This window comes from uncultured Acetobacteroides sp., from assembly GCF_963667355.2.
Taxonomy (GTDB): domain Bacteria; phylum Bacteroidota; class Bacteroidia; order Bacteroidales; family ZOR0009; genus Acetobacteroides.
On record NZ_OY763328.2, the window covers coordinates 1,581,423 to 1,607,529 of the forward strand.

General features: G+C 45.1%; 22 protein-coding genes. 10 read left to right on the forward strand and 12 right to left on the reverse strand.

All coding sequences use genetic code 11. The features are described 5' to 3' along the window. Positions 1 to 16: 16 nt before the first annotated feature. Positions 17 to 619 carry an NAD(P)H-dependent oxidoreductase gene (locus ACHZA1_RS06510; RefSeq protein WP_320054422.1) on the forward strand — a complete coding sequence of 201 codons (603 nt, stop codon included), beginning with the start codon at positions 17 to 19 and terminating at the stop codon, positions 617 to 619. 88 nt (positions 620 to 707) lie between these two features. Here ACHZA1_RS06510 and ACHZA1_RS06515 read toward each other — a convergent pair whose 3' ends face one another. Next, positions 708 to 1,172 carry a nuclear transport factor 2 family protein gene (locus tag ACHZA1_RS06515; RefSeq protein ID WP_320054423.1) on the reverse strand — a complete coding sequence of 155 codons (465 nt, stop codon included), beginning with the start codon at positions 1,170 to 1,172 and terminating at the stop codon, positions 708 to 710. 1,725 nt (positions 1,173 to 2,897) lie between these two features. Between ACHZA1_RS06515 and ACHZA1_RS06520 the strand changes: the two genes are divergently transcribed. From ACHZA1_RS06520 to ACHZA1_RS06550, 7 genes are all read left to right on the forward strand, one after another. Further along, positions 2,898 to 3,833 carry a hypothetical protein gene (locus ACHZA1_RS06520; protein WP_320054424.1) on the forward strand — a complete coding sequence of 312 codons (936 nt, stop codon included), beginning with the start codon at positions 2,898 to 2,900 and terminating at the stop codon, positions 3,831 to 3,833. 546 nt (positions 3,834 to 4,379) lie between these two features. After that, on the forward strand, positions 4,380 to 4,688 hold the full coding sequence (locus ACHZA1_RS06525; protein ID WP_320054425.1) for a hypothetical protein: 309 nt from the start codon (positions 4,380 to 4,382) through the stop codon (positions 4,686 to 4,688). Between the two features lie 92 nt (positions 4,689 to 4,780). Then, complete coding sequence (locus ACHZA1_RS06530; RefSeq protein ID WP_320054426.1) at positions 4,781 to 5,032, forward strand: energy transducer TonB; 252 nt, start codon at positions 4,781 to 4,783, stop codon at positions 5,030 to 5,032. Between the two features lie 151 nt (positions 5,033 to 5,183). Beyond that, positions 5,184 to 6,242 carry a hypothetical protein gene (locus ACHZA1_RS06535; RefSeq protein ID WP_320054427.1) on the forward strand — a complete coding sequence of 353 codons (1,059 nt, stop codon included), beginning with the start codon at positions 5,184 to 5,186 and terminating at the stop codon, positions 6,240 to 6,242. Between the two features lie 168 nt (positions 6,243 to 6,410). After that, on the forward strand, positions 6,411 to 6,542 hold the full coding sequence (locus tag ACHZA1_RS06540) for a hypothetical protein (RefSeq protein WP_320054428.1): 132 nt from the start codon (positions 6,411 to 6,413) through the stop codon (positions 6,540 to 6,542). Positions 6,543 to 6,554: 12 nt separating this feature from the next. Further along, the gene (locus ACHZA1_RS06545; protein WP_320054429.1) at positions 6,555 to 7,283 is read left to right on the forward strand and encodes a hypothetical protein; all 729 of its coding nucleotides are present in this window, start codon (positions 6,555 to 6,557) and stop codon (positions 7,281 to 7,283) included. A gap of 1,252 nt (positions 7,284 to 8,535) precedes the next feature. Then, positions 8,536 to 9,126, forward strand: a complete 591-nt coding sequence (locus tag ACHZA1_RS06550; protein ID WP_320054430.1) for a hypothetical protein — start codon at positions 8,536 to 8,538, stop codon at positions 9,124 to 9,126. A 650-nt stretch (positions 9,127 to 9,776) separates the two neighbouring features. Here the strand turns inward: ACHZA1_RS06550 and ACHZA1_RS06555 are convergent. The 8 genes from ACHZA1_RS06555 to ACHZA1_RS06590 all read right to left on the reverse strand — a co-directional run bounded on the left by ACHZA1_RS06555 (position 9,777) and on the right by ACHZA1_RS06590 (position 19,792). Continuing rightward, positions 9,777 to 11,138 carry a sigma-54 dependent transcriptional regulator gene (locus ACHZA1_RS06555; protein WP_320054431.1) on the reverse strand — a complete coding sequence of 454 codons (1,362 nt, stop codon included), beginning with the start codon at positions 11,136 to 11,138 and terminating at the stop codon, positions 9,777 to 9,779. Positions 11,139 to 11,211: 73 nt separating this feature from the next. Continuing rightward, entirely contained in the window at positions 11,212 to 12,696 is a 1,485-nt protein-coding gene (locus ACHZA1_RS06560; RefSeq protein ID WP_320054432.1) for a TolC family protein, read from the reverse strand. Positions 12,697 to 12,759: 63 nt separating this feature from the next. Continuing rightward, complete coding sequence (locus tag ACHZA1_RS06565) at positions 12,760 to 13,944, reverse strand: ABC transporter permease (protein WP_320054433.1); 1,185 nt, start codon at positions 13,942 to 13,944, stop codon at positions 12,760 to 12,762. Between the two features lie 5 nt (positions 13,945 to 13,949). Next, complete coding sequence (locus ACHZA1_RS06570; RefSeq protein ID WP_320054434.1) at positions 13,950 to 15,200, reverse strand: FtsX-like permease family protein; 1,251 nt, start codon at positions 15,198 to 15,200, stop codon at positions 13,950 to 13,952. A gap of 26 nt (positions 15,201 to 15,226) precedes the next feature. Then, positions 15,227 to 16,462: an ABC transporter permease gene (locus ACHZA1_RS06575; protein ID WP_320054435.1), complete on the reverse strand. Its 1,236-nt coding sequence runs from the start codon at positions 16,460 to 16,462 to the stop codon at positions 15,227 to 15,229. Next, on the reverse strand, positions 16,459 to 17,718 hold the full coding sequence (locus tag ACHZA1_RS06580; RefSeq protein ID WP_320054436.1) for an ABC transporter permease: 1,260 nt from the start codon (positions 17,716 to 17,718) through the stop codon (positions 16,459 to 16,461). The genes ACHZA1_RS06575 and ACHZA1_RS06580 overlap by 4 nt, the downstream gene beginning before the upstream one ends. A gap of 13 nt (positions 17,719 to 17,731) precedes the next feature. After that, the gene (locus ACHZA1_RS06585) at positions 17,732 to 18,397 is read right to left on the reverse strand and encodes an ABC transporter ATP-binding protein (protein ID WP_320054437.1); all 666 of its coding nucleotides are present in this window, start codon (positions 18,395 to 18,397) and stop codon (positions 17,732 to 17,734) included. Between the two features lie 147 nt (positions 18,398 to 18,544). Next, positions 18,545 to 19,792 carry an efflux RND transporter periplasmic adaptor subunit gene (locus tag ACHZA1_RS06590; protein ID WP_320054438.1) on the reverse strand — a complete coding sequence of 416 codons (1,248 nt, stop codon included), beginning with the start codon at positions 19,790 to 19,792 and terminating at the stop codon, positions 18,545 to 18,547. A 763-nt stretch (positions 19,793 to 20,555) separates the two neighbouring features. Here ACHZA1_RS06590 and ACHZA1_RS06595 point away from each other — a divergent pair. Continuing rightward, complete coding sequence (locus ACHZA1_RS06595) at positions 20,556 to 21,851, forward strand: ATP-binding protein (RefSeq protein ID WP_320054439.1); 1,296 nt, start codon at positions 20,556 to 20,558, stop codon at positions 21,849 to 21,851. Positions 21,852 to 22,168: 317 nt separating this feature from the next. On the opposite strand, the gene ACHZA1_RS06600 is transcribed toward ACHZA1_RS06595, so the two are convergent. The 3 genes from ACHZA1_RS06600 to ACHZA1_RS06610 form a co-directional block, all read right to left on the reverse strand. Further along, complete coding sequence (locus ACHZA1_RS06600; protein ID WP_320054440.1) at positions 22,169 to 22,840, reverse strand: hypothetical protein; 672 nt, start codon at positions 22,838 to 22,840, stop codon at positions 22,169 to 22,171. Positions 22,841 to 22,928: 88 nt separating this feature from the next. Further along, positions 22,929 to 23,231, reverse strand: coding sequence for a 4a-hydroxytetrahydrobiopterin dehydratase (locus ACHZA1_RS06605; protein WP_320054441.1), 303 nt, complete (start codon positions 23,229 to 23,231; stop codon positions 22,929 to 22,931). A 581-nt stretch (positions 23,232 to 23,812) separates the two neighbouring features. Then, complete coding sequence (locus tag ACHZA1_RS06610; protein WP_320054442.1) at positions 23,813 to 24,658, reverse strand: SDR family oxidoreductase; 846 nt, start codon at positions 24,656 to 24,658, stop codon at positions 23,813 to 23,815. A 239-nt stretch (positions 24,659 to 24,897) separates the two neighbouring features. Between ACHZA1_RS06610 and ACHZA1_RS06615 the strand changes: the two genes are divergently transcribed. Beyond that, entirely contained in the window at positions 24,898 to 25,278 is a 381-nt protein-coding gene (locus tag ACHZA1_RS06615) for a helix-turn-helix domain-containing protein (protein ID WP_320054443.1), read from the forward strand. Positions 25,279 to 26,107 lie beyond the last annotated feature (829 nt).

Below are 26,107 nucleotides of genomic sequence, written 5' to 3' on the forward strand. Positions count from 1 at the left end.
AAAAAACAATTTTAAAATGACAGAACCAAAAAAAGTATTGTTAATCAATACACATTTAACCTACAAAAATTGGTCGGAAGGAACATTGAACAATTCATTTATTCAAAAGGCGAAAGACTTTTTTGTATCAAAAAAATTTGAAGTTTTATATACAAAAATTGAAGATGGCTACAAACCAGAAGAAGAAGTTGTAAAACACTTACAGGCAGACATCATAATTTTGCAAACACCGATTAATTGGTTTGGTGCACCGTGGATTTACAAGAAATATGTAGATGAAGTTTTTAATTGTGGTTTGTCTGATAAAAGATTTCTAATGAATGATGGAAGACCAAAAGAAAACCCAGGTCAATATGGTTCGGGCGGAAATCTACTAGGAAAAAAATTTATGGTTTGTGGTACTTGGAATGCACCGAAAGAGGCTTTTGGCAACATAGAACAAAAATTATTTCGAGGTAAAAAAACAGAAGATTTATTTTCACCTATTACCAGTAGCTATAGCTTTTGCGGTTGCGACATTGTACCAGACTACAATTCTTTTGACATATTTAGAAGCAAAACAATGGCAGAAGACCTTGAAAATTATCCTAAACATTTGGCAAAAGTTTTTGGTTTGTAACTTACAAAGCAAAAAGTTTAAAAGAAAAAAAATAGGCTGTTCCAAAATTGGGACAGCCTATTTTTAAATGTGCTAAAAGGTTTCTTTGTTACTTCAAATGATACACTTTGCTTACAATTTTCCATTGGTTACCATCTTTTACCATCGCAAACATATCTGAAAATTTAGCCGTTCCGAATTGCGATTCGATTCTCACCGTGGCAACGTTTTCTGCAACTTCAATAGATGTTAATTCATAGCTTGATGCTACAACACCTTGGTCGAAATAATCGTACAAAGCCTGAATTGGGACATTCTTTAACTTGCCGTTTTCAACCCACGACATCGTTGCTTTAGAATCGAATGCCTCTCTTGCTGTTTTGCTATTGCCTTTATTTCCAGCTTCAATGTATAAATCTATTGCTTGTAAGATGCCTGCTTTTTGTGCTTCTGTAACTTGCATATTTTGATTGTTTTTAGTTTGAATGCTTGTAACTTGTTTGTCAGTGTTGCTACTATTGCACGACACGAATGCCATTGGTAACAATGAGAATACTAAAATTGCTCTTTTCATTTCTTTTCATTTTTATACTACAAAGGTAATAACTGGTAAAAAATGAAAGAGAAGCATTTCACTATTAAAAATGAAACATATTACTGATGAATTTACTTTTTAATGTTGTTTTGAGACAAACCAGAGGAGAAAAAAACGGCAGGTAACAATGGCTAGGGTTTAAGTGGTAGGGCGTGTATAGGGTTACGTCCTATGACCGGAAAAGAGCATAGGGCGTTATCCATTAACGATGGGGGCGCCCGTCGTAAAGAAAAATAGGGCGCAATATACCAACGATGGACGTAACCCATAGGGAAAAGAGCATAGGGCGTTACCCTATGCTCGGAATAACGCATAGGGCGATGCCCTATGCTCATTGATAGCGCCCTTTCAGGGCTATGGGGAGGGGGTAGCCCATCGGAAAGAACATGCGCGTATATATGTCATCGGCGATAGGTAATGCGCGAATGTGGCATGAGATGGTATGGTGTGCGATGCACGGATAGGTTCATCGAATAGGAGAGCATGGGACGTAATATACCAACGTTGGATGTAACACATAGAGAAGGAATAGTAGCCCTGAAAGGGCGTTATCCATAAGGATGGGTGCAGCCCATCAGAAAAGAAACATAGAGCGCAATATACCAACGATGGACGCAACCCATAGGGAAGGAATAGCAGCCCTGAAAGGGCGTTGTCCATTAAAGATGGGTGAAAGCCCATCGGAAAGAACATGCGCGTAAATATGTTCATCGGCGATAGGCAATACGCGAATGTGGGCATGAGATGGTATGGTGTGCGATGCACGTATCGGTTCATCGAATATGAGAGCATGGGACGTAATATACCAACGTTAGATATAACACATAGACAAGGAATAGCAGCCATGAAGGGGCGTAATCCAGTAAGAATGGGTGCAGCCCATCGGAAAAGAAACATAGAGCGCAATATACCAACGATGGCCGTAACCCGTAGGACAAGGAATAGTAGCCCTGAAGGGGCGTTGTCCATAAGGATGGGTGTAGCCCATCGTAAAGAAAAATAGGGCGCAATATACCAACGTTGGATGTAACCCATCGGGAAAAGAGCATAGGGTTACGCCCTATGCTCGGAGATTACGCCCTTTCAGGGCTATGATGGGGGGCGAAAGCAGGATGGTGGCGAAGGATTTGGAATAGCCCTGAAAGGGCGTAATCCATTAAGGATGGGTGCAGCCCATCGGAAAGAACATGCGCGAATGTGGGCACGGAATGGTATGCGATGCACATATCGGTGGATCGAATATGAATAACGCATAGGGCTGCACCCTATGCTCGGAGATCACGCCCTTACAGGGCTATGAGGTGGAGGGAGGAATGAAAACTGCTGTGATGCTGCGGTTATACCCTATAAAGCAGGTTAGACATGTAGATAATTAGTGGTTGATGACCATCGGTAGGGAAATATTAATACATTGCAGCTTTATTTTTAAATCGTAAACCTAATGTAAGTATAGTTGTAAAGCGACACTTCGTGTGCGCCCTGTTTCGGGGGTGTAATGGTTTGCGGTTTTGATATAAAAGGTAGAAAGAGGCTGTTGCTCCTCAATATTGGAAGATAATTGCTGCAGAATAAACAATAAATTCCAACATGTAGACCATACTGAGAAAAGACGAAGTTACAAACTTCGCCTAGCCTTGAGCGCTGATGGAGACTTCGGCGAGTAAGGGTGGGGATATTTAGTTTTTTTGGGGGATAAAAACATGTATGGGGTACTATAAAAAGACAACGCTTTTAAAAACAATCACAAAGCAAATGAAAATACAAATTTTAATTGGCCTAATTTTATTAGGTTCGGTTTTGACTGTGAAAGCGCAATGGAATGGGACAAATCCAATTTACACCAATTCAAACATCGGAATTGGGACAAATTCTCCACTTGAGAATATTCATATTAAATATAGTAGAGCGTCTTTAAGAGTTGAAAACACCAACCTTAATGATTGGGCATTTATCAGATTAGGTTCAACAACTTTTTGGGATATAGCTCAATTTGGCAACAATAATTATATAGAATTTCGACCAGGTGGCAATACATCTGTATTTACAATAAGACAAGATAAGCAGATAGGGATTGGCACAGATTCTCCTCTTGCAAATCTTCATATCAAATCTAGTAGAGCATCATTTAGAATTGAAAATACAAATATTGACGATTGGGCTTTTTTTAGATTAGGTTCTACATCTTTCTGGGATGTAGCACAATTTGGCAATAATGACTATATAGAATTTCGACCAATGGGTAATACTTCTGTTTTTACCATAAAACAGAGCGGCATGATTGGAATAGGGACAAATTCTCCTACTTATAAACTTGATGTCATCGGAACAATTAGAGCAAGAGAAATTAAAGTGGATTTAAATGGCGCTGATTTTGTTTTTGAAAAGGATTTTAAATTGATGCCATTAAATGAATTGGAAATGTTTGTAAAAGAGCAAAAACATTTACCAGAAATAGCACCAGCTAAGGAAATGGAGAAAAACGGTACTGAATTGGGCGAATTGAACTCTAAACTTTTGCAGAAAATGGAAGAAATGACACTTTACATGATTGAGCAAAATAAAAAAATTGAAACTCTTCAAGGGAAAATTGAAAAACTGGAAGCAGCTTCAACTAAAGGCCGAATAAGCAACAACCCATAATACAGTGAATTCATCATGCTGGTTTTAGGGTAAATTGTAAGTCCAGAACTCGCTGGCAAGAACTGTAATAGTGGATAGAAAAGTGATCACGAATCCTGCACTCTATATACAATCAACGTTATGCAGTAAGTTTTAAGATACAACTTGAGTAAACTGAAAGAAAAAAACCTAACTATGATATTTCTACCAATTGAAAAGGATTGTATTATGAAATGCACATTTATGATGCTATTCCCTCTGCTAAACGAAGTATTATCGTAAGGCGAGGCTCGGCGAAGAGTACGTCTTCGCCGGACTTAAGTAGCGGTCTTTAACTGCCATGAAATGACGAAACAAAAAAACCAGAATAAAGCGCAGCCACAAGCAGCTGCACTTTGCTTTTTTGCTACTATTGATTGCGGCCTGTAGGCCGCTAAATAGAAAGACGAAGCGCCAACCGAGCACAAAGTGCGAGCTAGACGCGAGCTAAACCCCTTGCTCGGCTGAAGCCACTACCCTTGCGGCATTTACACTCGACAGCTATAAGTTATCATTAAGAAAGGGACAATGAACAAAACAATTGTATTTCTACTGACTTTTATGCCAACAATTTTGCTTGGACAGCAAACCAAGAAAGTTACAGATAAAGAAAGCAATGAAACATTTTATGTTCTAAAATCAGATAAAAAAATAAGACATGGGGAGTATAAGAAGTTTCATCACAAAGATAAACTCTTGGTAAAAGGATATTATAAGCAAGGTGTTAAGGATAGCATTTGGGAGTGTTATGACTTTGAGAGGCAGCTTACTTTAAAATATGACTATTCCAAAAAGAAGTTGTTTTATATAAGCCCAATGAAAAGGCAAAGGATATAAAATACAGAATAGTAAACAATATTAGCATTTCAGATACAATATTGAGTCGTCCTCCAATTTACTTGAATGGTAATGATTTCATAATATCAGAAGTGAGAAAAAACATTCATTATCCATTGACCGCGGTGGAAAACGGGAAATCGGGTACTGTATACGTCTTATTTACAGTAGACAAATATGGTAAGACAAATAATTATCACGTAGAAGCACCGCTTGGTTATGGTATGGAAGAAGAAGCAATCAGAGTGCTAAAGCTTATTCCAGACAATTGGTTGCCGGGTCTTTTAAACGGTGAGCCTATTAATGTTGAAGTTATTTACCCAATTATCTTTAGACTTCAATGAGATATGCAATATCCCCCCTTTGTTCGACTGAAGCTCATGCCCATAGTCGAATTTATTCTGCAGGCCATAACCTGCAATGATAGAACTAACGAAGGTTTTGTGGAATGGATATCGCTTCGAAATTTTAAAAATCAATATAAAACAAATGACAATGAAAAGACAAATTTTAATTTGCCTGCTTTTATTAAGTTCTGTCCTGACAGTAAATGCGCAATGGCTATCTTCTGGTACTGACGTATTATATTCTAGCGGAGGGAAGGTTCTTATTCAATCAAATTCTTCAAATTATGGCCAACTTCAAGTTCTAAATCCGAGTACTGCCGAAGCTTCAATTTGTTTTATTGGACTAGGTAGCACATTAGGGCCATCACCACAATCAAAAGGTGGCAATAGTCATATCTGGGTTCTTGGAAATAATATATGGGGCAATGGTGGAGACGTTTTTGGCATAGGGAATCATGATCGCTATTTACAGTCAGGAAATGGACAAATTTTCTATGTAAAAAGTAATGGGACAGTGGGCATTGGAGCTAGTCCTCTCGGTAAATTGTATATTGATGCTGGAAGCAATACAGGGATTGAAGGTAAAGTACTAATAAGGTCAAGTTCTAATGATCATGGTCAACTTCAAATAATGAATCCAACAGGAGCAGAATCATCCATAGCATTTATTGGTTCAGGAACATCATTTGGCACGTCACCTCAGTCAAGTGCAGGAAATACCAATATATGGGTAATAGGAAATAACGTATGGGGTAATGGCGGAAATGTTTTCGGTATTGGAAATGTTGATTATGCAAACAATCACAATTATAATGGACAAATCATTGGAATAAAGAGTAATGGCAGTGTTGATGTTAATGGAACAATTCATGCACGAGAAATAAAAGTAGATTTAAATTTTCCTGCTGACTATGTGTTTAAACCTGATTACAAGTTAATGACCTTAATAGAAGTAGAACAATATATAAAAGTTAATGGCCATTTGCCTGAGATTCCTTCCGCTGTTGAGATTAAGGAAAATGGCTTAAACATGGGTGATATGCAGAATAAACTTCTTCAAAAAATTGAGGAGTTAACGCTTTACACAATAGAACAACAAAAGCAAGTTGATGAATTGAAAAAGCAGAACCAATCTATAGAGGAACTCAAACAATTGGTTAAACTTCAAAATGATAAACTTGATAAACTTGAATCAACTTCAAGGTAAGGAAAGAACAAGCAACAACTCGGCTGAGGCTATCGCCACAGCCGAATCTATTCTGCAGGCTATAACCTGTAATGATAGAGCTGACGAAGGCTAAAATCTTCATCTAATGAGGGTATTGTAGAATGAATATCGCTTTGAAATTTTAAAAATCAATATAAAAAAATGACAATGAAAAGACAAATTTTAATTAGCCTGATCTTAATTATTGTGACTTGTAGTATAAGAGCCCAAGATTTAAACTCTATTGGGGGCTCTGGATTTAATATTGTTACTGGCTATCCAGCAGTAAATGGCCCATAGAATACTGTAATAATGGGGATTCAGAATTACTATGATATAAATTATAAATGGCAATTAGTAAATGCTCATAACACTAACAATTACTATTTACGCAGCTATGTATATGGGTGGGGAAATTATTACAAGATATGGCATTCTGGCAATTTTGATCCATTCAATTTAAATTGTTCAACGATAAGTATTACAAACAATATTAATAACACAAGGAGTCTAAAAATGCTGTATCAAGGATCTTGGGGCACTCCAGAGTTTGCAACTAATTTTAGATTTATTGATATTGCAAGTTCAGAAGAAGGTAGTATTTTTCAAATGAATGCTTATGGAGTTGGTATTGGATATAATCCACCAAATTATGCATCATCCGATAGATTATACATTAAAGGAAGAGTTGGCATTTTAACGGCTTCTCCAAGATATGAACTTGATGTCATAGGAACCATTAGAGCAAGGGAGATAAAGGTTGATTTAAATGGTGCCGATTTTGTTTTTGAAAAAGACTTTAAATTGATGACTTTAAATGAATTAGAAAAGTTTGTAACAGAGCAAAAACATTTGCCTGAAATAGCACCAGCCAAGGAAATGGAGAAAAATGGTACGGAATTGGGCGAATTGAACTCTAAACTTTTGCAGAAAATGGAAGAAATGACACTTTATATGATTGAACAAAATAAAAGAATTGATTCTATTCAAGAACAGAATAAACTTTTAAAGAAGGAAATAGAATTATTAAAGGCAAAATAAAAACAACGCCTCGTTCGGCTGAGGCTATCGCCCATAGCCGTCAAGTTAAGCGGTGAAATGCTACGAAGTAGCTAAACCTGAGTAACCGCGGATGAAATCCGTGGACACAGAATGTCCCCTTTTTAGAAGACCGAATGGGCTGACCCTTGGGGTAAACGAACAGCATTGGGGGGGTGCCCCTTCGGGGCTAAAGTTCTTCGATCAAAGCGCCGTGGGCTTACACCCACGGTTACTAAAGTGGCGCTACGTTGTAGCGCTTTAATGCCCCACCTGCTAGACGAAGCATGATCGAAGGTTAAGGCTCTGCGAAGACTGTGTCTTCTTCGGACTTAAGTAGTGGTCTTTAACCGCCATTAAACGGCAAAACAAAGAGACCATACTAAAGCGCAGCCACAAGCAGCCGCGGAGTTAAGCTTCGGTTTTTAAGGGCAACCGCCACAGGTAATATAACTATACATTGTAAACTAAAACAGATAAAATGAGAAAATAGTTAAGGATTAGCCTAGCAGTACTAGCTGTAGCTGCATTTGCTTTTTTTACTAAAGCTACAATAAGCACACTGTCTCAAACGTCCAATTCGAATCTAAGCTACTTTGAAAAAGGAGAGATAGCGGGTGCTACTTTACACCATAATATGACTTTTATGGCCGTAATAATCCTAATGGCAATTAATGGTTTATACCTCGCGATTAGCAAGGAGCGTAAATCATAATACAGCCTCGCTACGCTTGGTTTGCAGGACATGCAGCCTGCGACCAATGCGAGCAGAGGCAGCAACAAGAAAAAGTATATACACTTGCGTAAGGCAAAATAAGATAGCATAGGTAGCCATCATGAAAAATTTAGGGATAATCCTACTTCCCTAGCTAAGCGTAGTCTAAATTAAACGCACGAGGCTCAGCGGCATTTTGGCTACGCCGAGCAACGCTTCGCTACGGTTGTAATGCCATCGAATATAAGTAGCCGTCTTTGACCGCCATTAAACGGTAAAACAGAAAAACCATACTAGAGCGCAGCCGCAAGCAGCTGCGCTTTGCTTTTTTGCTACTTTTGATTGCGCCTGTAGGCTGCTAAATAGAAAGACGAAGCGGCAACCGAAACGAAGTGCGAACTTGGCGGAACTAAGCTTCGGCTAGCCTTGAGCGCTGATGGAGACTACGGCAAGCGGGAGAACAGAGCAAAAGTGCTTGCCTCTACCATTGAGCAAATGGAATAAATAGATTTATTAACCATTGGTTAGATTTAACGCTATATGCAATCCTACGAACAATTTGAGGCCAATTGCAACCGCATGGATGCTGAGCTTGCCGCAGAACAAGCACGACAGAGCAAGTTTATCGAAACCCTCGAAAATGCATTGATACATATTTCAATCAACCATTTCCCCGAAACCGAACAACACAAGCCCATTTTTGTCGAAGCCATAACCATACAAGCGCACGAAAGAGCCGTTCTTCTCAACGAAGTCCTCGATATGCTGGTTGGCGGTTATTCTAGCGACAAGTTTGAATTCTTCAACCAAAACCACGTTCCCAAACGTGATGTTTCAGAAGATGAAAAACAATATCTCGAAAAGACCTTAAAATCAATGCCACCCAAGCAACACGCTTATTTTATTGAATTAAATACTGAACGGGTTACAATAGAAGCTGAGGTGCGCGAATTCGTTTTTCTTTGCTACGATAAAGCAAAAGAATTAATTGTGGAGTTTTTCCCCGAAATAGCTAATTTCTCAGGCAATTCTATTCGTCATGTCGACTGTTCCGCATATCAACAAATGGACGAATGGACCTATGATTTTTACTATTATGCAGGCGACTATATTAATGGTAGTACCAATTAGATTAGTCGCATATAATCAATGCGAACTAAGAGCTGGATTTTATGGATGCCATATAACATATAAATCAATTAGCTTTTGTCCTTGATCGGCTGAGGCTATCGCCCCATAGTCGTCAAACTAAGCGGCAAAATGCTACGAAGTAGCAAACACTATGTAACCGCGGATGAAATCCGTGGACGCAGAACGCCCCCCCCTCTTTAGAAGCCCGAATGGGCTGACCCTTTGGGCAAACGAACAGCATTGGGATCGCCCCTTCGGGGCTAACGTTCTTCGATGAAAGTGCCGTGGGCTTACACCCACGGTTACTAAAGTAGCGCTACGTTGTAGCGCTTTAACGCAACCCTAACAGTCGGTCGTATCTTAGTTTGACGGCTATGGGCTGGGCGAGCGTAGTGTTATTGCTTAGTTCAAGCAGCCAAGCCTGCCACAGCACGGCCTCCGGCCGTAAGGAATAAACGCATAGGCAGAGACTAGGATTAGCAGCGGCAAACCCACCCCCTGCCCCCTCCAATGGAGGGGATAATGTGCTGCTATTGGAGGTTGAAGGTTTGTATCGTGAAGGTTACAACTTCTTCTCTTTTCCTATCAATACCGTTTCATTCTATTGGTAGGATGCAATTTTGGGCGACGAAGGTGTATAGCAAGGAGTGCTAGTCGAACCGAATGCCGTACTTTTCGAGCCTACGGTAGAGTGCGGCACGGCTTAGGCCAAGGGCATCGGCAACCTTCGAGATATTTCCGCTGTAGAGCTCCATGGCACGAACGATCATCTTTCGCTCCATCTCGTCGAGAGGAAGTAAAGCACCACTATCAACTTCAACAACAGCACCAGAGGCCGAGGGCATGTTTCGGGTAATATCTTCGTCCTCGATGACCGATTTCCCCGAAACCAGCACGGTGCGCTCAACTAGGTTTTTCAGCTCGCGGATGTTACCGGGGAAGGGTAAGCGCTGCAGCAGATCGATGGCGCTGCTCCCCAGCTCGATGCTTCGACCATCGACGCCTTGCATGTTCTGCGCAAAGTGCTTTGCCAAAAAAGGAATATCTTCGGGACGCTCGCGGAGCGCGGGTAGGTGTATGGTGATGAGGTTAACGCGGTAGAAGAGATCTTCGCGAAAAAGGCCGTTTGCCACCAGCTGCGAAAGATCCTTATTGGTGGCGCACACAATCCTGACGTCGACCTTGGTGGGACGACTCTCGCCTAGCACTTCGAAGGTTTGCTCCTGCAGCACCCTTAGCAGCTTTACCTGGCACGAGAGGTCGAGCTCGCCCAGCTCGTCGAGGAATATGGTGCCCCCATTAGCGAGCGAGAAGCGACCAATACGGTCGTGGTAGGCATCGGTAAAGGCGCCCTTCTTGTGGCCAAACATCTCGCTCTCGAAGAGCGACTGAGAGACACCGCCTAGGTTTACCTTAACAATTGATTCGGAACCACGACGGCTGTTGGCGTGAATAGCCTCGGCGATGAGCTCCTTTCCGGTGCCGCTTTCTCCGGTAATGAGAATGGGAGCATCGGTTTGTGCAACGCGGGCAACGGTATTGAGCACCTCCATAAGCTTGGCCGATTGCCCTACTATCTTTTCGAAATGAAACTTGGAGTTAAGCTCCACCCGGCTGCTGTTCGCTACGCTCTTTTGGCTGTTCGACGATAGCTCCACCGCCCGACGAACAGTAGCAACCAACGTCTCGTTGCTCCAAGGCTTGGTGATGAAGTCGAATGCCCCTGCCTTCATTCCCCTTACTGCTAGATGGATTGACCCCCACGCGGTAATAAGTATTACGGGAACATCGGGACAGAATATTTTCACCTGCTTGAGCAGCGTAATACCCTCCTCACCAGATGTATCGGCCGTATAGTTCATATCCATAAGGATGAGTTCGGGGGTATATCTTCTGACATGCTCCATTGCTTCGGGAGGTGAGGCAACCACCGTTACCTCGAACCCATTCTGCCGCAGCAAAAGCGATAGCATGGAGCGAACAGCTATATCATCATCAACAACAAGAACCATTTTGAAATAGGTAGAATAATTATAGAGGCATTAGATACTCGAGCAAATGTAAGAAAACTGGCAAATGCAGCGGCTATAGCAGGAGCAACTTTTCATCGATGGTCAAATTACCCTTTTTCTCAAAGTCGAAAAGGGTGATCTGCCTTATGTTGTAGTAGAAGAGCCACGACCCGTATAGCTGCGAGATGTAGTTTCGTTTGGCCTCGTCGCGCGATACCTGGGCATCGTTAATGTCGAGGATGTTTACCTTGCCCATCAGAAATGTCTCGAAGGAGGTTTTGTAGCGCTGCTGGGCAACGGAGTCGGCCTCCTGCGCAAGGCTTAGCTGCCGGGGCTGATCCATGAGCTGCTTTACGCTGATGAAGATGTTCTCCTCGAAGCGCTGCGTTTCCTGCTCTACCTTACCCTTCTCCACCTCGAGCTGCGACTTGGCCTGCTCGACGCGGCTACGCCCCTTTCCCCAATCGAGGATGGGAATGCGGAGGCCAACCTTTGCCACCTGTAGGTCGTTTAGATCGCGGTAGGCTTTGCCGATGGTTTTATCGCTACCCGTAAGCCCAAACGAGAAGAAGAGATTTGTCCTAAACCCTCGCGAGGCTTTTGCCTCGGCTACCTGCATCTGGGTGGTGAGGATGCGCCGCTGCACCTCCTGGATAAAGGGATTGTTGGCACGTGCCAGCTCCATTACTTCGGCAAACGATGTCTTTGCTGAGGGCGTTTGAGATGGAACCTCGGGGACCAACGACACCTTATCGTTAAAGCCTAGGAAGCTGCGAAGGGCAAACATGCGCCTATCAAACTCCTGCCGTACCTCAGCCATCTTCAGGTCGAAGTTTATTTTAGACAGCCGAAGATGAAGCAGCTCGTTATCGGAAATAACGCCGATACCCTTCTTCGCCGATGCTATCTCGTAGAGCTTGGTGGCGTTCTTGAGGTTCTGCTCGGCGATGTCGCTATTTACCTTTGCCAGCAGCAGATCGAAGTAGAGGGTAATGGTCTTTACCTGCACCTGCTCCATGTTGGCGCAGTAGCGGCGCTTAGCCTCTTCGTACTTAATGGGCTCGATGCGCCCCTGCCACTTTAGCTTGTTGAACGAGAAAAGGGGCTGCTCGTAGGTAAAACCTACCGGACACGACATGTGCTGCGTAGAGGAGTTCGCCCCCAGCTGATCGATGCGCTGCAGCTGCGACGATACCGATAGGTGCCCACCTGTAAGCGGGATATTCTGGTCGACAATTAGGTTTAGGTCGACCGTTGATGCGTTGCTATGAACGTAGGTGTACGTCCCATCGTCGTTTTGGTAGCTCTGCACCGACTTGTTGATGCTAGGGAGCGTTCCCTCGAAGGCTAGGCTGGGCAAAAGATCGGCCTTGTAGCTACGCAGCTGCCAGTAGGATGCCTTTAGCTCGTTTCGGGCAACAAGCGCATCGAGGCTTTGGTCTCGGGCAAGGCGTAGGGCTTCGTTAAGGGTGAGCGATTGCTCCTGCACTTGCCCCAACGTGGCACCAGAAAGTGCCATAAAGCCCAAGCAGGCCATGTACTTTATAGTAGAGATCATAGTTCTTGTTTTAGAAGAGGCGCCTTCTCTAGTGATTAGACAAAGAAGGCGCCTTATAAGAAGTTATTCGTAGTGAAGCGCCATTGCAGGCTCAATACGCGAGGCCTTTACTGCCGGAACAAGCACGCTGCTCGAAACCGAGATCAGCAGAATAAGCTCCACAAACAGAAAGTCTGCAATAAAACGCCAAGCGGTAAAGGGGATCTTGCCATCCAGTATTCCAAAATGTGCCATGTTAAGGGCAACAACCAGAACTACAATACTGGATAGTAGCAGAAGTAGGATAGACTCGCCAAGAACAAGGGCAATGATTCCTCGTCGCGAAGAGCCCACCGCCATCCTTATGGCCAGCTCCGAAACACGCTTTTTCACCCTTCCCGAAAAGACAACGTAGATTCCCAGTATCACATTAACCAGGAAAAAGAAGGCGCACCAGAACAAGCTCCAAATGGCATTGGTGCTATTCGTATCTGCGAACTGCTTCTTGGTATCGAAATCGTTTACGCTTAGCACTACTAAGCCTAACGATTTAGAGACATCGCTGGTGAAGAGCTTTAGCGTTTGGGCAAAGTCCTCCTTCTGCCCCTCCTTTACCTTTACGATCATCTTCCATTCAAAGAAATTATCCTCCAAATCCATTGGTCGGAATATGGATAACACCGGAGGTTCGTAGGTTCCATACTTTAAGTCGGGAATAACCCCAATAATGCGCAAGCTCTCCTCGGTTGGATTTCCGAAGCTAAGCATGGTGCCAACAGGATATGGTCGCTTAAGAAACTCCTTTAAACCTTCGGTAATCAGGCAAACCTTGCTATTCTGCAGGAGTTCGGCTTCGGTAAACCATCGTCCCTCGTTAATATGTACACCTAAAAGAGAAGGGAAATTTACGTCCGACACCCTAATGTTTAGCTGCTGCTCCACGCCACCTACCACAATTGGCCAACAGTTTCGATCTCCAGAAAACGGTTCGGAATCGAAGGTGTAGGCAAACTGATCTATCTCCTTCCTCGTACGCAAGAAGCGATCGAGGCTATCCTTGAGTTGATGCCCGGTGATATTTGCTTTCTTGGTTTTCTGTAGGTTGATAACGTAGCTCCGCTCGGTAGTAAAGCCCAATGGAATCCGATACACCCCATAAGCATCAAGAAATGCATTGACAACATAGAACAACATTATTCCTACCAGCGTGAGTTCCAGCAGCAGCAAGGCATTGCTGCGCCGTTGTGCCCAAAGGTATTTTAGTATCATTCGTATCACTGATCACCTCCTTTCAGCGCCGAGTTAACACTCATTCGTGCCAGCTTCCACGAGGGGAAGATGCCCGACAGCAAGCTAGCAAGCAAGCAGATTACCAGCACAACAACAAACGATAGCCAGCTAGGATGAACCACATTGTCGATAGGCATATCAGTATATCGTTCAGTATCGAATAGGTTGATATGGTGTACAAGCCCAAAGAGAAAGGATAGCGTATAGCCAACAACACCTCCAGCTAAAACCACTACCGTATTCTCCTTTAGGAAAAGGAGTGAGATGCTATGCTGCGTGGCGCCAAACGATTTGCGAATCCCCATCTCGGCATACCTATTCCTTATATGGGTATAGTTTAGTATAATCAGGTTAAGGATAGGCACCAGCAGGATTACTACTGCAATAGCAAGCCAACGGGAATAAAATGCACGTTCCAAATTATCGTCGACTTCGGTTGAATACCCCCTAATAAGAACATCTAGCTTAGTATGGGGCGTAAGCCCGCTAACAAGATCGGGATTGGAGGTGGTGGAGTTGTACTTATCCTCCACCGCCTTAACCTCCGACAGCAGCTTAGCCCTATCAGCCTTCGTTTTTAGTAGATATACCACCTTAAACGCCGATACATTCTCGTCTAAGCTGCCATACAGCGCCGAATAGGGTATCCAAACATGTGCAGAGGTAAAGATTCGCTGCGAGCGAACATCCTCAACAACCCCCACAATGGTATACTCCTTATCCATATAGGCAAAGCGTCGTAGCCTCTTTTCCATATCCGAGAGCTGGCTAAAGAAAGAGCGCGAGACAACCGCAACGGCGGCGTGGCCCATAAACTCGTCGAAGGTGAAAGGCCTTCCCTCTACAAACTGGAAATCGAAGATATGCCAGTAGCTGGCATCGCAGCTTATGGCCTTAAACGTTTCGGTTCTTGTACCACTGATTCGGGGAAAGGTATTATCCGTAAAAATAGATGTCGCCTCTGGAGTTTTTAGATCAGCCAAGTAGGCCTGCGCAAAAGATAGCGGAATGCCCCCCATATTTCGGAAGTCCTTCTTCTTATCCTTGCTAACCCAGCGGTGCGAGCACATAATCCGCTCCACGTTGCTCTCGGGGCTAACGGGCCTGATGTACTCGGTTATTGAATTTACCATAATCATAACCGAAGCAATGCCCAACGAGATGCAGATGGTTGCAGTAGCAAGATGCCCCCGAGCACCAAACACCTTACGTAGCATATTTATTAGCACTTTCATTTAGAATTAGTATTGCATCTTTAAGGTTACTCGTAGTGTAATGCCTCAGATGGTTGAACCCTTGAAGCCTGACGTGCGGGGAACCAAGTGCCCAATAGTATCATTCCAGCTAAAACAATAAACGCTGTAAGCCCTGCAAGAATAAATACCACCCAACTCGCGTTCCAGCCGCTAAAGACATGCAGCTCAAGATATCGTAGCTGTAGCGTTATCAACACTCCTGGGATGGCGGCCAAGAACAATAAGACGATTGCTTCTGCCATAAAAAGGTTTAGTAAAGACGCCGAAGATGATCCAATAGCCATTCGAAGGCCAACTTCGTCGCGGCGCTGCTCTGTTCTAAACCAGAAGGTTCCCACAATACCCAATAGCACATTCACCAGAAAGAAAATAATAATAGCGCCCCCCATCTTCATATTCTTCTTTTCGCCAGTCCATGAGAAATATATCTGTCGAAGAGATTCGAACGAGCTTATATTCTGAATGTAGTATGGAGAATCGCCCAAATTAGAAAGCTCCTTACGCATCTTTTCAATGGCATCTTTAGGGGCAGATGCCTTTAGCCGGATACAAATCTCGGGGGTATCAACACTTCCCAGCTTATATTTGGTGAATGTTGGAGCAAATGGTTCGTACGAGGTCGGGGTTTCTCTAGTAAAGTCGTAATACTTATAGCTATCGGTTACCCCAACAACCGTGTAGTTTGTTCCATTAAGCTCACAATGTTTGCCAACAGCAGCGGCATCACTTCTAAACAGGCTATCGGCAAGCATTTTACTAAGAACAATATTGTTATACCTTCCATCGCTTAGATCCTTACCATAGTTTATGGGTATTCTGAATACCTTAAAGAAGTCATTATCAACAAGACGAAGGTAGGAGTCGCATTTCCTTTTCCCAACTGTAATCGGGCTCCAACTATTTCCACCATTATAGGGTTTCGACATAATGCCTGCCGAAGCATATTCTACATTTTCATTCCTCTTTATCTTTTCGAGAAGGGCATAAAACGGTACTTCGTATGCTTTGCTAAGGCTATCGTCGCTTGGATTTCCTACGCGCTCTCTTCCAGGGATCATCTTAACATCTACGTAGTACGTATTCTCGATGTCGAATCCTTTGGGAACTCTATACCTTTTAATTGTCCCAAAAATCTGATCCGTAACCATCCATAGAAGTACAAACACGAGCATCAGCTCCATCCAAATTAGCAGGTTAGACCTCCTTTGGGTCCAAACTATTTTTAGTATATGTTTTATCATGCCTTTTTCTCTTTTAATGCTTGTAGAATAGGTTGATTGGCCGACCGAACAGCCGGAATAATTGCGGATACCAGGTTTACAAGAACACAAACGCCCAATAGATAAGCCAAAATTGATGGACGGAAAATCATGCTTAGGCTAAGGCTTACACCATCGGGAAAAAGTGTTGACTGGAAAGCAAAAATCAGAATACCCGATAGAAGAAAACCGAAAAATCCTCCTATTAGGGTTAGCAGCATATTCTCGGCGATAACCTGCCCAATAATATTGCTACGCAGTGCGCCAAACGAACGCCTCAACCCCAGCTCCTCCTGGCGTTTCTTCATTCGCGAGATGGTGAAGCTCATCATATTAAATGCAGGGACAACAATAAGAATGATGATTACCATTATCCAAAGCCGAAGCACCTCCTTATACTCGCTCTGCTCCGCGGTGGCATCGCCTCGGAAGCGCTGCTCGCTATGGGTATCGGGTCCTCGAAGTAAAATTTTAACCCCTTTTCCTGCAGTTTCGTTATAGTTGAATCGTCGAGCCTCCAGCTTACGCCTTATGTCATCAAAGTCGCTTGTTTTTTTAGCTAGTATCATCGCTTCTAGGGCTCCGCAAGACAGCTCGTTCTTGCCGCTCATCACCTGCGAGCTTGTGGTGTACGGAAACCACACCTTGGCATACGCAAAAGAAGAGGAGGGGCTAACATCCTTAACCACACCGACCACCTTATAGGGTTGCTGGGCAATAAAAATGGTTTTCCCGAGCGCATTCTCTCCCTTGTAGAGCGACCGTGAGAGCGATTCGTCGATAACGGCAACGCGAACACCAGAAGTAAAGTCGCTACTCGTAAATGGCTTCCCTGCTACAAATTCGAAGTTGAAGAATTTCCAATACGCACCATCTGTGCTTGTCGACTTCACGTTTTGTCCTTCGCCTGATAGCTTCTGCGCTTCTACAAACGACTCTCCTCTGTTTACAGCGGTAACAGCATCAACCCCATCCAGGTTATAGATCACATTTTTTACAATCATTGGCGATAGGCTGCTGTTATTGGTGCTTTGCCCTTGCTTCTCGCTAACATTCTTTACGTACAACGTCCGATAGCGATTCACCTCGGGGGCGTAGGAGCCATCGTCAATATCGTTTACGGTAATTATTACCATAATAAAGGATACGGCCAACCCTATTCCCAGCAACGAGATAATGGTAAAGAACTTCTCCTGCCATAGCATACGCCAGGCATGCTTCATATAGTAAAGTATCATACTCCTGCTGTTTCTATTGGATTTGTCGGCCATCGAAAAAGCGCATGATGCGCCCTGTTTGCTTGGCAATATGATCGTCGTGCGTTACCATTACGATGGTGGTTCCCTCCTCCTTATTCAGGCGGAACAGGATCTCCATAATTTCGGAGCCCATCTTGCTATCGAGGTTACCGGTAGGCTCATCGGCAAGCAGAATTTCTGGATTTCCGATGATGGCACGGGCAATAGCTACGCGCTGGCACTGTCCGCCCGAGAGCTGCATGGGGAAGTGCTTTGCACGATGCGAAAGGCCAACCTTCTCGATAACCTCCAGCGCCCTCCGACGACGTTCGCCCGACGATACCTTGCGGTAGAGTAGCGGCAGCTCCACATTATCAATGATATTCAGCGCTGGAATAAGGTGGAAACTCTGAAAAACGAAGCCCAGCTTCTGGTTGCGAAGTACCGCCAGCTCCTTGTCCTTCATGCTATCAACCAGCACACCTCCTAGAGACACCTGCCCCAGGGATGGCGCATCGAGTAATCCCATAATATTTAGTAGCGTACTCTTGCCGCAGCCCGAAGGACCCATGATGGATACAAACTCGCCCTTGTTTACGGTTAAGTTCACATTCTCGAGCGCTACGGTTTCAATCTCCTTGGTTTGATAAACCTTGCTAATGTTTTCTAGTGTAATCATATCATTTACTATTTTCTGGTTTTATTCAACATTCATGCTTGGTTGTCCTTGTAGCTTGTTTGGTTTGGATAATGAACATGCAGGCGCTCACACACCGCACATCCATCATCCTTAGCGACTGTCAACAGCCAATATTTAGACAACCAATTATTTCCTAATCTTAAGGCTACTTGCGTTCTTGTACTTCGACATATCCGAAACAATCACCCGATCGCCCACATGTAGGCCTCGCTTTACCTCTACCTTATCGAAGCTGCTTTCGCCAAGCTCCACCCTACGCTTTTGGGCTACTCCGCCATTAATCACCCACAGGTCGTACTCGCCCTTGCCCACGTAGTACGAGCCGTTGGCCAGCCGAGGCACATTTTCGCTGATGGCATTTATCACGTAAACGTCCACCTTTAGCCCCGAGCGCAGCTTTGTGCTGCTGCTCTCCTTTAGCATGACGGTAAACTCGATGATGCCATTCTTTACCGATGGGGTAACATTGCCCACGCTCCCCTCCAGCGTTTGGTTTCCAACGCGCACAGCTACCTTAGCGCCTGGGCTCACCCTGTCGGCATACGAGTCGGCAATCTCGCCCTCCACCTTAAAGTCGTTAAGGTCCGAGACAATGGCGAGCTGCGCCCCCTGCGCCACGGTTGATCCTATCTGGTTGTTTACCCAGGTTAGGACGGCCGAACGGGGCGCGCGAACCTGCGCCTCGCTCATGGTTTTGCCCATAAGCACCACGCTTTTCTTTGCAATGTTGTACTCCAGCTTCGACATCTTTATGTTGGCCGACGAGGTGAGCTGCTCGTTGCTATAGCGCTGCTTAAGCTGCTCGTAGAGGAGCGACTCCACCTTGTAGTTGAGCTCCGCCTGCCGTACCTTATCGCTGGTACTTGCCCCGATGCTGTCCAAGTAGTGCTCGTTCTTCAGCTCGGCCGCCATTCGCTTCAGCTTCATATCGGCAATGGCCAGCTGCATTCTAAGATCGGAGAGCTGGCTCTTTACGGTAACGCCCTGCTGCTCGAGCTTGCACTGCTTCATCGATAACTCGTCGTTCATCTTTCCATAGTCGGAGGTTGCGGCATCCAGATCGAGCTTCAGAATTAGATCGCCAACCGCTACCTTATCGCCGGACTTCTTGTACACCTCCACAACCCTCGATGCTATTGGCGAGGTGATGATTTGCTCCGATAGCGGAACAACCTTACCCGATGCGGACACCGAAATGTCGACCTCGCCCTTATCGACCACGGCAACATCGATATCCTTTGCCGATATTCCCGAGCGCAGGAAGCTAAAAAGGGTGGTTATCCCTATAAGTAATGCAACAGCAACGGCTGCAGCGATTATGACGGTTTTCCTTTTTCGCCTACGTATTACCTCTTGAGGGATGCTTCTGTCCATTACTGTACTATTTTTTATTTTGACATACCTGTTGGCAATTGGCATGCCACAAAACAGACTTTACTCGAAGTCTGAATGTTACAGAAATTAGATCTCAAAAAAGTGTGCATTAACGAACAGATGGTGTTCGATTTCGAACAGTGCTCGAACACCGATGAAGGGGATAGAAATGATACTCGCTGCTTATTTTACCACAAAGGGCACAAAGGATAGCACGAAGAATGATTCCCAACACCCTGTGCTGAAGGATTGAAGATCGATAGTAAGCATCAACGTATAATTGAAACTGATTTTCCCCTCCTTGGGAGGGGTTGGGGTGGGTAATATGCTATACACCCCTGCCTCCCGCCTAAGCGGGAGGATAAAGAGCCTTGATTAAGTTCTGGACTTTGAGAAAAAACGTAGCCTAACAATTATGGGAAAGGCTCCGTATTCTCTGTATCGCCTTGCCGCTGTGTTTAGGGGAAAGAGTAGTATCCAATATCCTGCTTTTGAAGGGTTGAAGATCAACAGTAAGCATCAACGCATAATTGAAATGGATTATCCCCTCCTTGGGAGGGGTTGGGGTGGGTTGGGAAGTCGTCACCCACCCCCTGCCCCTCCTCGGAGGGGATAAAGAGCTCTGATTATGCTCTGGACTTTGAAAAAAAACGTAGCCTAACAATTATGGGAAAGGCTCCGAGTTCTCTGGATCGCCTTGCAGCTTTGCGGAAGAACCTACCCGTAAATTTTCCTACATTAGCGCCCAAACATATCTATACCAATGAAGCTAAAGTTCCGATTCTGGACTTCCTCCGTAATTCTATACCTTGTACTGGCTGCCATGCTATTTTACGGCTACCGTAACAGCCATCTAATGCTACTAGTTGCCGAGGCCTTTGCGCTGCTGCTCCTTTTAGCCATTATCTACTTCTACCAAATCATCATTAAACCCGTAAACGAGATTGCTAGCGGCGCTGAGCTGCTCAAGGAGCAGGATTTCAGCTCGCGGCTACCCCGTACAGGGCAACCCGATATGGATCGGCTCATCGATCTGTTCAACCGAATGATGGCCCAGCTCAAGGAGGAACGCCTTCGCGTACGCGAGCAGCACTACTTCCTCGATCTGATGGTAAGCGCCTCGCCCTTGGGGGTTATCATCCTCGACTTCGACAACCGCATCAGCTCGCTAAACCCTGCCGCCAGCCGCCTGCTAAAGGTAGAAGAGGCCACAGGCATGGCTCTCGACCAGATAAACCATCCCCTAGCCCTGGAGATGGAGCAGCTGCAGCCCAACGAGCAGCGCATCATCCGCCTCAACGGCATCCACGCCTACAAGTGTACCCGCTCCTACTTCATCGATAGGGGCTTTCAGCACCCGTTTATCCTGGTGGAGGAGCTCACGCAGGAGCTTATCAAAACCGAGAAGAAGGCCTACGAGAAGGTCATCCGCCTGATGTCGCACGAGGTAAACAACACCATTGGGGCCACCAACTCCATGCTTAACCTGCTATCTTCGAACCTTCAGCAGAGCCAGCTGTCGTATGCCAACGACTTCCGCAACGTTATTGATATCGCCACCGAACGGGGGAAGAACCTCTGCCAGCTCATGTCCAACTTCTCGGAGGTGGTAAAGATCCCCGAGCCGGTACGTCAGCCCGTATCGCTGAAATCGCTGATCGGCTCCATACATCTGCTACTCGAAGCCGAATGCTGCAAGCGCGAGATCTCCCTTTCAATTGAAATCCCCGACCCCTCTCCCGTTGTATTTGCCGATATGGTACAGATGGAGCAGGTTATCATCAACATCGTAAAGAATAGCATCGAGGCCATCGACCGTAAGGGAGCAATTGCCATTAAGGTGAGCACCAATCCTACCACCCTTGTGGTGCAGGACAACGGTAAGGGTATCAGCCCCAAGGATCAGAGCATGCTCTTTACCCCCTTCTACTCCACCAAAACCAACGGACAGGGCATCGGGCTGATGTTTACCCGCGAGATACTGCTCAACCACCAGTTCCAACTATCGCTACAGACGGTTAAGCCGGGGCAAACGGAGTTTCGGGTGGTCTTTGATTAGAACGCAGCTTACACAGACAAGGCTGATCTTCACTGGTTCTTTTCCACAAAGGGCACGACGGTTTTTTATTTGTATAGCCGCGAAGGCTCGCGCTTAATCTTCTGTCTTATCCCCTTCTAAACACAGAGACGCTGAGGTACAGAGGGTGTGGAGGTCATTCTTCCGTAGATATGCACTGCCGTGTATATCTAACGACAGTACTAAATCTTTCATTTAACATCTTCCTAAAACACAAAGGATTCAAAGGGACGCACGAATTAGCGCTTCCTGTTCTTAGGCTTTACTAAATACTATGGGAACAGGTTATCAACCTGCTTTTACATTTCCTCCGTTACAATAAAGCCTTCATCAACACCAAGATTGGTTAGCTGCAGAAGAAGAGCGTCCATCATTGGAGGGGGACCACATAGGTAAAAGTGCATCTTAAGGTCTGGTATTACTTTCTTCAAGAACTCCTCGTTGATAAACCCGTGATGAAAACCTTCCACCTCTTCTTCCGATAGGATATTTACGAATCTATCACCCAGCATATCCTTAAACTCCTTTTCAAGAATAATATCGGCTCTAGTTTTGTTGGCAAAAACCAGCATGTTGCGCCCTATTTTGCCTCTACTTTTAAGATATCGGAAGATGGAGATAAATGGGGTAACACCTGCACCTCCTGCGATAAACACACCCGCATTCTTGTATGCGATGGTGCCAAACACATCGTTTAAGATCAGCTCATCACCCTTCTTTAGCATTCGCAGCTGATTGGTAACCCCTGCTCGGGATGGATATATTTTAATGGTAAACTCAAGGTAGGGGTCATCGGGAAGGCAGGTAAACGTAAATGGCCGTGTTTCATCCACCCAGCCTGCTTTGTTAATAGCAATTTCTGTTGCCTGTCCGGGTTCGAAGATAAATCCATCAGGCTTTGTGGTTACAATGCGCACCACATCATGAGTTACCTTACCGATAGACTCAACCTTAACAATATTCCTACTCATTCTTGTACGCTTTTTAATAGTTGGACATTCTGTAAAGTAAGAGGTCATCCGTTCCAGCGTTGCCTAATTTGCTACATAGAAGTTGGCACTAGTCCTCAACCTCGCACCTCTTGTATGCCATATCGGCAATGCCGGCTAGATCAAAATCAAGCTGCGTAATTCCTTTAGACGAATGGGTACTTAACGAGATGCTCACCCTATTATACTCATTACTCCAGCTAGGATGGTGATCTAGCTTCTCCGCCAACAAAGCTATCACGGTCATAAACGAGAATGCCTCAACAAAGGTTTTAAAAACGAAGTCTCTTTTGATAGCATTCCCATCAAAAGTCCAATCTCTTAGGTGAAGTTCGAGGTAGCAAGTCACCTCCTCTTTTGTTAATGCCTTCATACCCGCTTGATATAATGTATTTGTACCATTATCAACAAAATATAGTATTCATTGTTTGCCAACACTTAAGGTAGCTGGTAAGAATAAAGATGATTTAGCATACAGGTTTTAACTGGAAGCTTTTCTGAAGCTATACAGAAGCTAAACGGCAGAATTTTGGAGCTATAGAATAGGCATTCCCTAGAATAAAAGACTCCCGCACCGGCCAACGTCGCCAACTTAAGCATATCGCACAATCAGAGCTATCATGCCGGGCTTACAGAGGCATCTCCTGCGGAATAGAGCTACATGTGGGAGGAGATTTCACCCCTTAGCTGTCAGGCTAAGCGCAAGGATGCTGCTTTAAAAAGCATAATTGCCGTCAACATTAGCTGACGGCAATTGCAAGTTATTTGCCAACAAGGTGCTTTAGCCCATCATATAGTGTACGGCAATGGGATAAAAGTTCCTTGTTTCTCCTATTAGCTATCCGTTTCCTAAAGCCAACAGCAATATATGTGGCTTAATAGCAAAAAGGCTCATCGATTATTCCTTGGCCTAACGGCGATGAGCGCACCTGCTACGCTGCCTAGTGGGTGCCGCTAGGCGAGCGTTGCGGCAACAGTATCGGACATCGGAGTTGTTGCATGCCCGATTAGTTTGGACAGCTGATGGCCGTTGTCGAACAGATCGTTCTTCGAAGCCGCCACATCCCATCCTGCAATGGCGTAGGCCAGCCCCTCGGGTAGTCCCACATTCTTCAGAATGCCTGCATAGTCGGCCTCCGAAAGATCTTGGTAGGGAAGTGCATTCCCGGTTTGGCGCGAAACCTCGGCGGCCAAGTCGGCAAGCGTGTAGGCATTGTCGCCGGCAAGCTCGTAAACCTTATGCTGATGCTCTTGATCGGTCAGCACCACTGCGGCGGCCTCTGCGAAGTCGGCACGAGCGGCCGAGGCAATCTTGCCGTTGCCCGCGCTACCAATAAGCGCGCCTGCAGCTATTGCGCCAGGTATCGATCCGGTATAGTTTTCGGTGTACCAGCCATTGCGAAGCAGCGTGTACGGTATTCCCGACTCCTTTAGCACCTTTTCGGTTGCCCTATGCTCCTCGGCAAGGCTCAACGACGAGGTGTCGGCATGCAGCAAGCTCGTATACACAATCCACTTAACCCCGGCCTTCTTTGCTGCCTCCACAACGTTGGCATGCTGCCTCGCACGTTGCCCAATTTCGCTACTCGAGATGAGCAGCAGCCTATCGATGCCAGCAAGGGCACATACTAAATCATCAGGGTTGTTGTAGTCGAACTCGTAGCTCTCTACACCCATGTCTGCGGCTTTACTAGGTGTACGAACCAGTGCAACAATGGCATCTGCCGATACTCTTTTCTTTAGCTCCTCAACTACCAGCCGACCTAGCTGCCCGGTAGCGCCTGTAACTCCAATTTTCATACGGTACTCCTTCCTTTAATTAATGATATCCTTGCCTGTAATACCAACCCGTAAGCTGTTAATGTTGACAAACCAGGTTGCTATACATTGGTTATATACTTACTTTTGGCAACTCAAAGATAAGTGGCCTTCATGGCAAATAAAATAACGCACATGAAACTCAAATACTTACCTACAGGTAAGTATTGGTAGCAATCAGCGCTATATGAAACTAAAAAAATGAAGAAAAGTTTACGGCTATGGAGTTAACATTAGAACAAGAGTATCAAAAATACGCAAGCGCAGAATCGTGCCCCGTACGAAATGTGCTTAACCGCATAGGAGACAAGTGGTCGATACTCGTTATCATGCTGCTGGGGGATTTGAACGTGCTACGGTTCAACGAGCTTCATCGGAGCATCGGGACTATTTCGCAGAAGATGCTTACCGTAACCCTAAAAACCCTCGAGGCCGATGGGCTAGTGAAGCGCACCATCTACCCGCAGGTACCGCCCAAGGTGGAGTACGAGCTAACGGAAAGAGGCCGCAGCTTGCTGCCCATTATTCAAAACCTGGTTAGCTGGGCAAAGGAAAACATGGACGATATTAAGGTATCCAGAGAAAGGCACCTGGAGATGTAGCCTAAAGCAGACCTGACAGACACCACAAACACCGCCACTAATCGCCCAAGCCTCCCGCTCGTACCCTCGAAGCAAGGCCTACCCCTAAGGCATAGGGTGTTCGGAGGTATAATTGGCACAGCACCCTTTCCGTAGCACACACGCGCAGCCCTGCGCCTCCCCCACACCCCCTCTAAGCTCAAAAAAACAGCTTCTACAGTAGCCTACAGGTCCTCTACGATGCTCCGCACCATCTATATAAAAGTCTACGGGGCTACGAGATAGCCTTACGCCATTCGAAAACTGGCTTACGCCATTTCGACGATAGCTGACGCCATTTCGACGATGGTTTACGCCATCTCTACGATAGTTTACGAGCTCTCTACGATAGTTTACGAGCTCGTAAACCAATTTTGAAATGGCGTAAACTACTCTCGAGATGGCGTAAGCTTCTCTCGAAGCTTCGTAAGCTATTGTCGAGACCTCGTAGGCTACCCTCGAAAGGGCGTAAGCCTCTCTCGAAGCTCCGTAAAGCATTGTAGAGGTGGCGTAAGGCATTGTAGAATAGGGGAAATTATTACATGGCAGTCGATTATGAATGATAGTAGCAGCATTAGCGCCTAAGGAGCCTGCTATTATCCACCTTCTGCATGATTAACGATGCCTATTCACCCGCATAAATAAGAGGGAGGAGGAAGTTCAATATTATCCTCAAGCCCACCTCTCTGTTCAGGTGAAGCTAAGGCATATTCAAAAGGATAAAAGCCCAATAGTAGCACGTTATCCCCTCCATGGGAGGGGGAAGGGGGTGGGTTTATTCGAATAAATATTGATTTTCATTCTGCTTAGT

Bases quoted from the DNA above. Each gene is read 5' to 3' on its own strand.
- ACHZA1_RS06580 (WP_320054436.1), bottom strand. From the start codon at position 17,718: ATGATACTTTACTATATGAAGCATGCCTGGCGTATGCTATGGCAGGAG.
- ACHZA1_RS06570 (WP_320054434.1), bottom strand. From the start codon at position 15,200: ATGAAAGTGCTAATAAATATGCTACGTAAGGTGTTTGGTGCTCGGGGG.
- ACHZA1_RS06515 (WP_320054423.1), bottom strand. From the start codon at position 1,172: ATGAAAAGAGCAATTTTAGTATTCTCATTGTTACCAATGGCATTCGTG.
- ACHZA1_RS06605 (WP_320054441.1), bottom strand. From the start codon at position 23,231: ATGAAGGCATTAACAAAAGAGGAGGTGACTTGCTACCTCGAACTTCAC.
- ACHZA1_RS06525 (WP_320054425.1), top strand. From the start codon at position 4,380: ATGAACAAAACAATTGTATTTCTACTGACTTTTATGCCAACAATTTTG.
- ACHZA1_RS06510 (WP_320054422.1), top strand. From the start codon at position 17: ATGACAGAACCAAAAAAAGTATTGTTAATCAATACACATTTAACCTAC.
- ACHZA1_RS06540 (WP_320054428.1), top strand. From the start codon at position 6,411: ATGAAAAGACAAATTTTAATTAGCCTGATCTTAATTATTGTGACTTGT.
- ACHZA1_RS06575 (WP_320054435.1), bottom strand. From the start codon at position 16,462: ATGATAAAACATATACTAAAAATAGTTTGGACCCAAAGGAGGTCTAAC.
- ACHZA1_RS06595 (WP_320054439.1), top strand. From the start codon at position 20,556: ATGAAGCTAAAGTTCCGATTCTGGACTTCCTCCGTAATTCTATACCTT.
- ACHZA1_RS06590 (WP_320054438.1), bottom strand. From the start codon at position 19,792: ATGGACAGAAGCATCCCTCAAGAGGTAATACGTAGGCGAAAAAGGAAA.
- ACHZA1_RS06545 (WP_320054429.1), top strand. From the start codon at position 6,555: ATGGGGATTCAGAATTACTATGATATAAATTATAAATGGCAATTAGTA.
- ACHZA1_RS06585 (WP_320054437.1), bottom strand. From the start codon at position 18,397: ATGATTACACTAGAAAACATTAGCAAGGTTTATCAAACCAAGGAGATT.
- ACHZA1_RS06535 (WP_320054427.1), top strand. From the start codon at position 5,184: ATGAAAAGACAAATTTTAATTTGCCTGCTTTTATTAAGTTCTGTCCTG.
- ACHZA1_RS06565 (WP_320054433.1), bottom strand. From the start codon at position 13,944: ATGATACTAAAATACCTTTGGGCACAACGGCGCAGCAATGCCTTGCTG.
- ACHZA1_RS06615 (WP_320054443.1), top strand. From the start codon at position 24,898: ATGGAGTTAACATTAGAACAAGAGTATCAAAAATACGCAAGCGCAGAA.
- ACHZA1_RS06560 (WP_320054432.1), bottom strand. From the start codon at position 12,696: ATGATCTCTACTATAAAGTACATGGCCTGCTTGGGCTTTATGGCACTT.
- ACHZA1_RS06520 (WP_320054424.1), top strand. From the start codon at position 2,898: ATGGGGTACTATAAAAAGACAACGCTTTTAAAAACAATCACAAAGCAA.
- ACHZA1_RS06555 (WP_320054431.1), bottom strand. From the start codon at position 11,138: ATGGTTCTTGTTGTTGATGATGATATAGCTGTTCGCTCCATGCTATCG.
- ACHZA1_RS06600 (WP_320054440.1), bottom strand. From the start codon at position 22,840: ATGAGTAGGAATATTGTTAAGGTTGAGTCTATCGGTAAGGTAACTCAT.
- ACHZA1_RS06550 (WP_320054430.1), top strand. From the start codon at position 8,536: ATGCAATCCTACGAACAATTTGAGGCCAATTGCAACCGCATGGATGCT.
- ACHZA1_RS06610 (WP_320054442.1), bottom strand. From the start codon at position 24,658: ATGAAAATTGGAGTTACAGGCGCTACCGGGCAGCTAGGTCGGCTGGTA.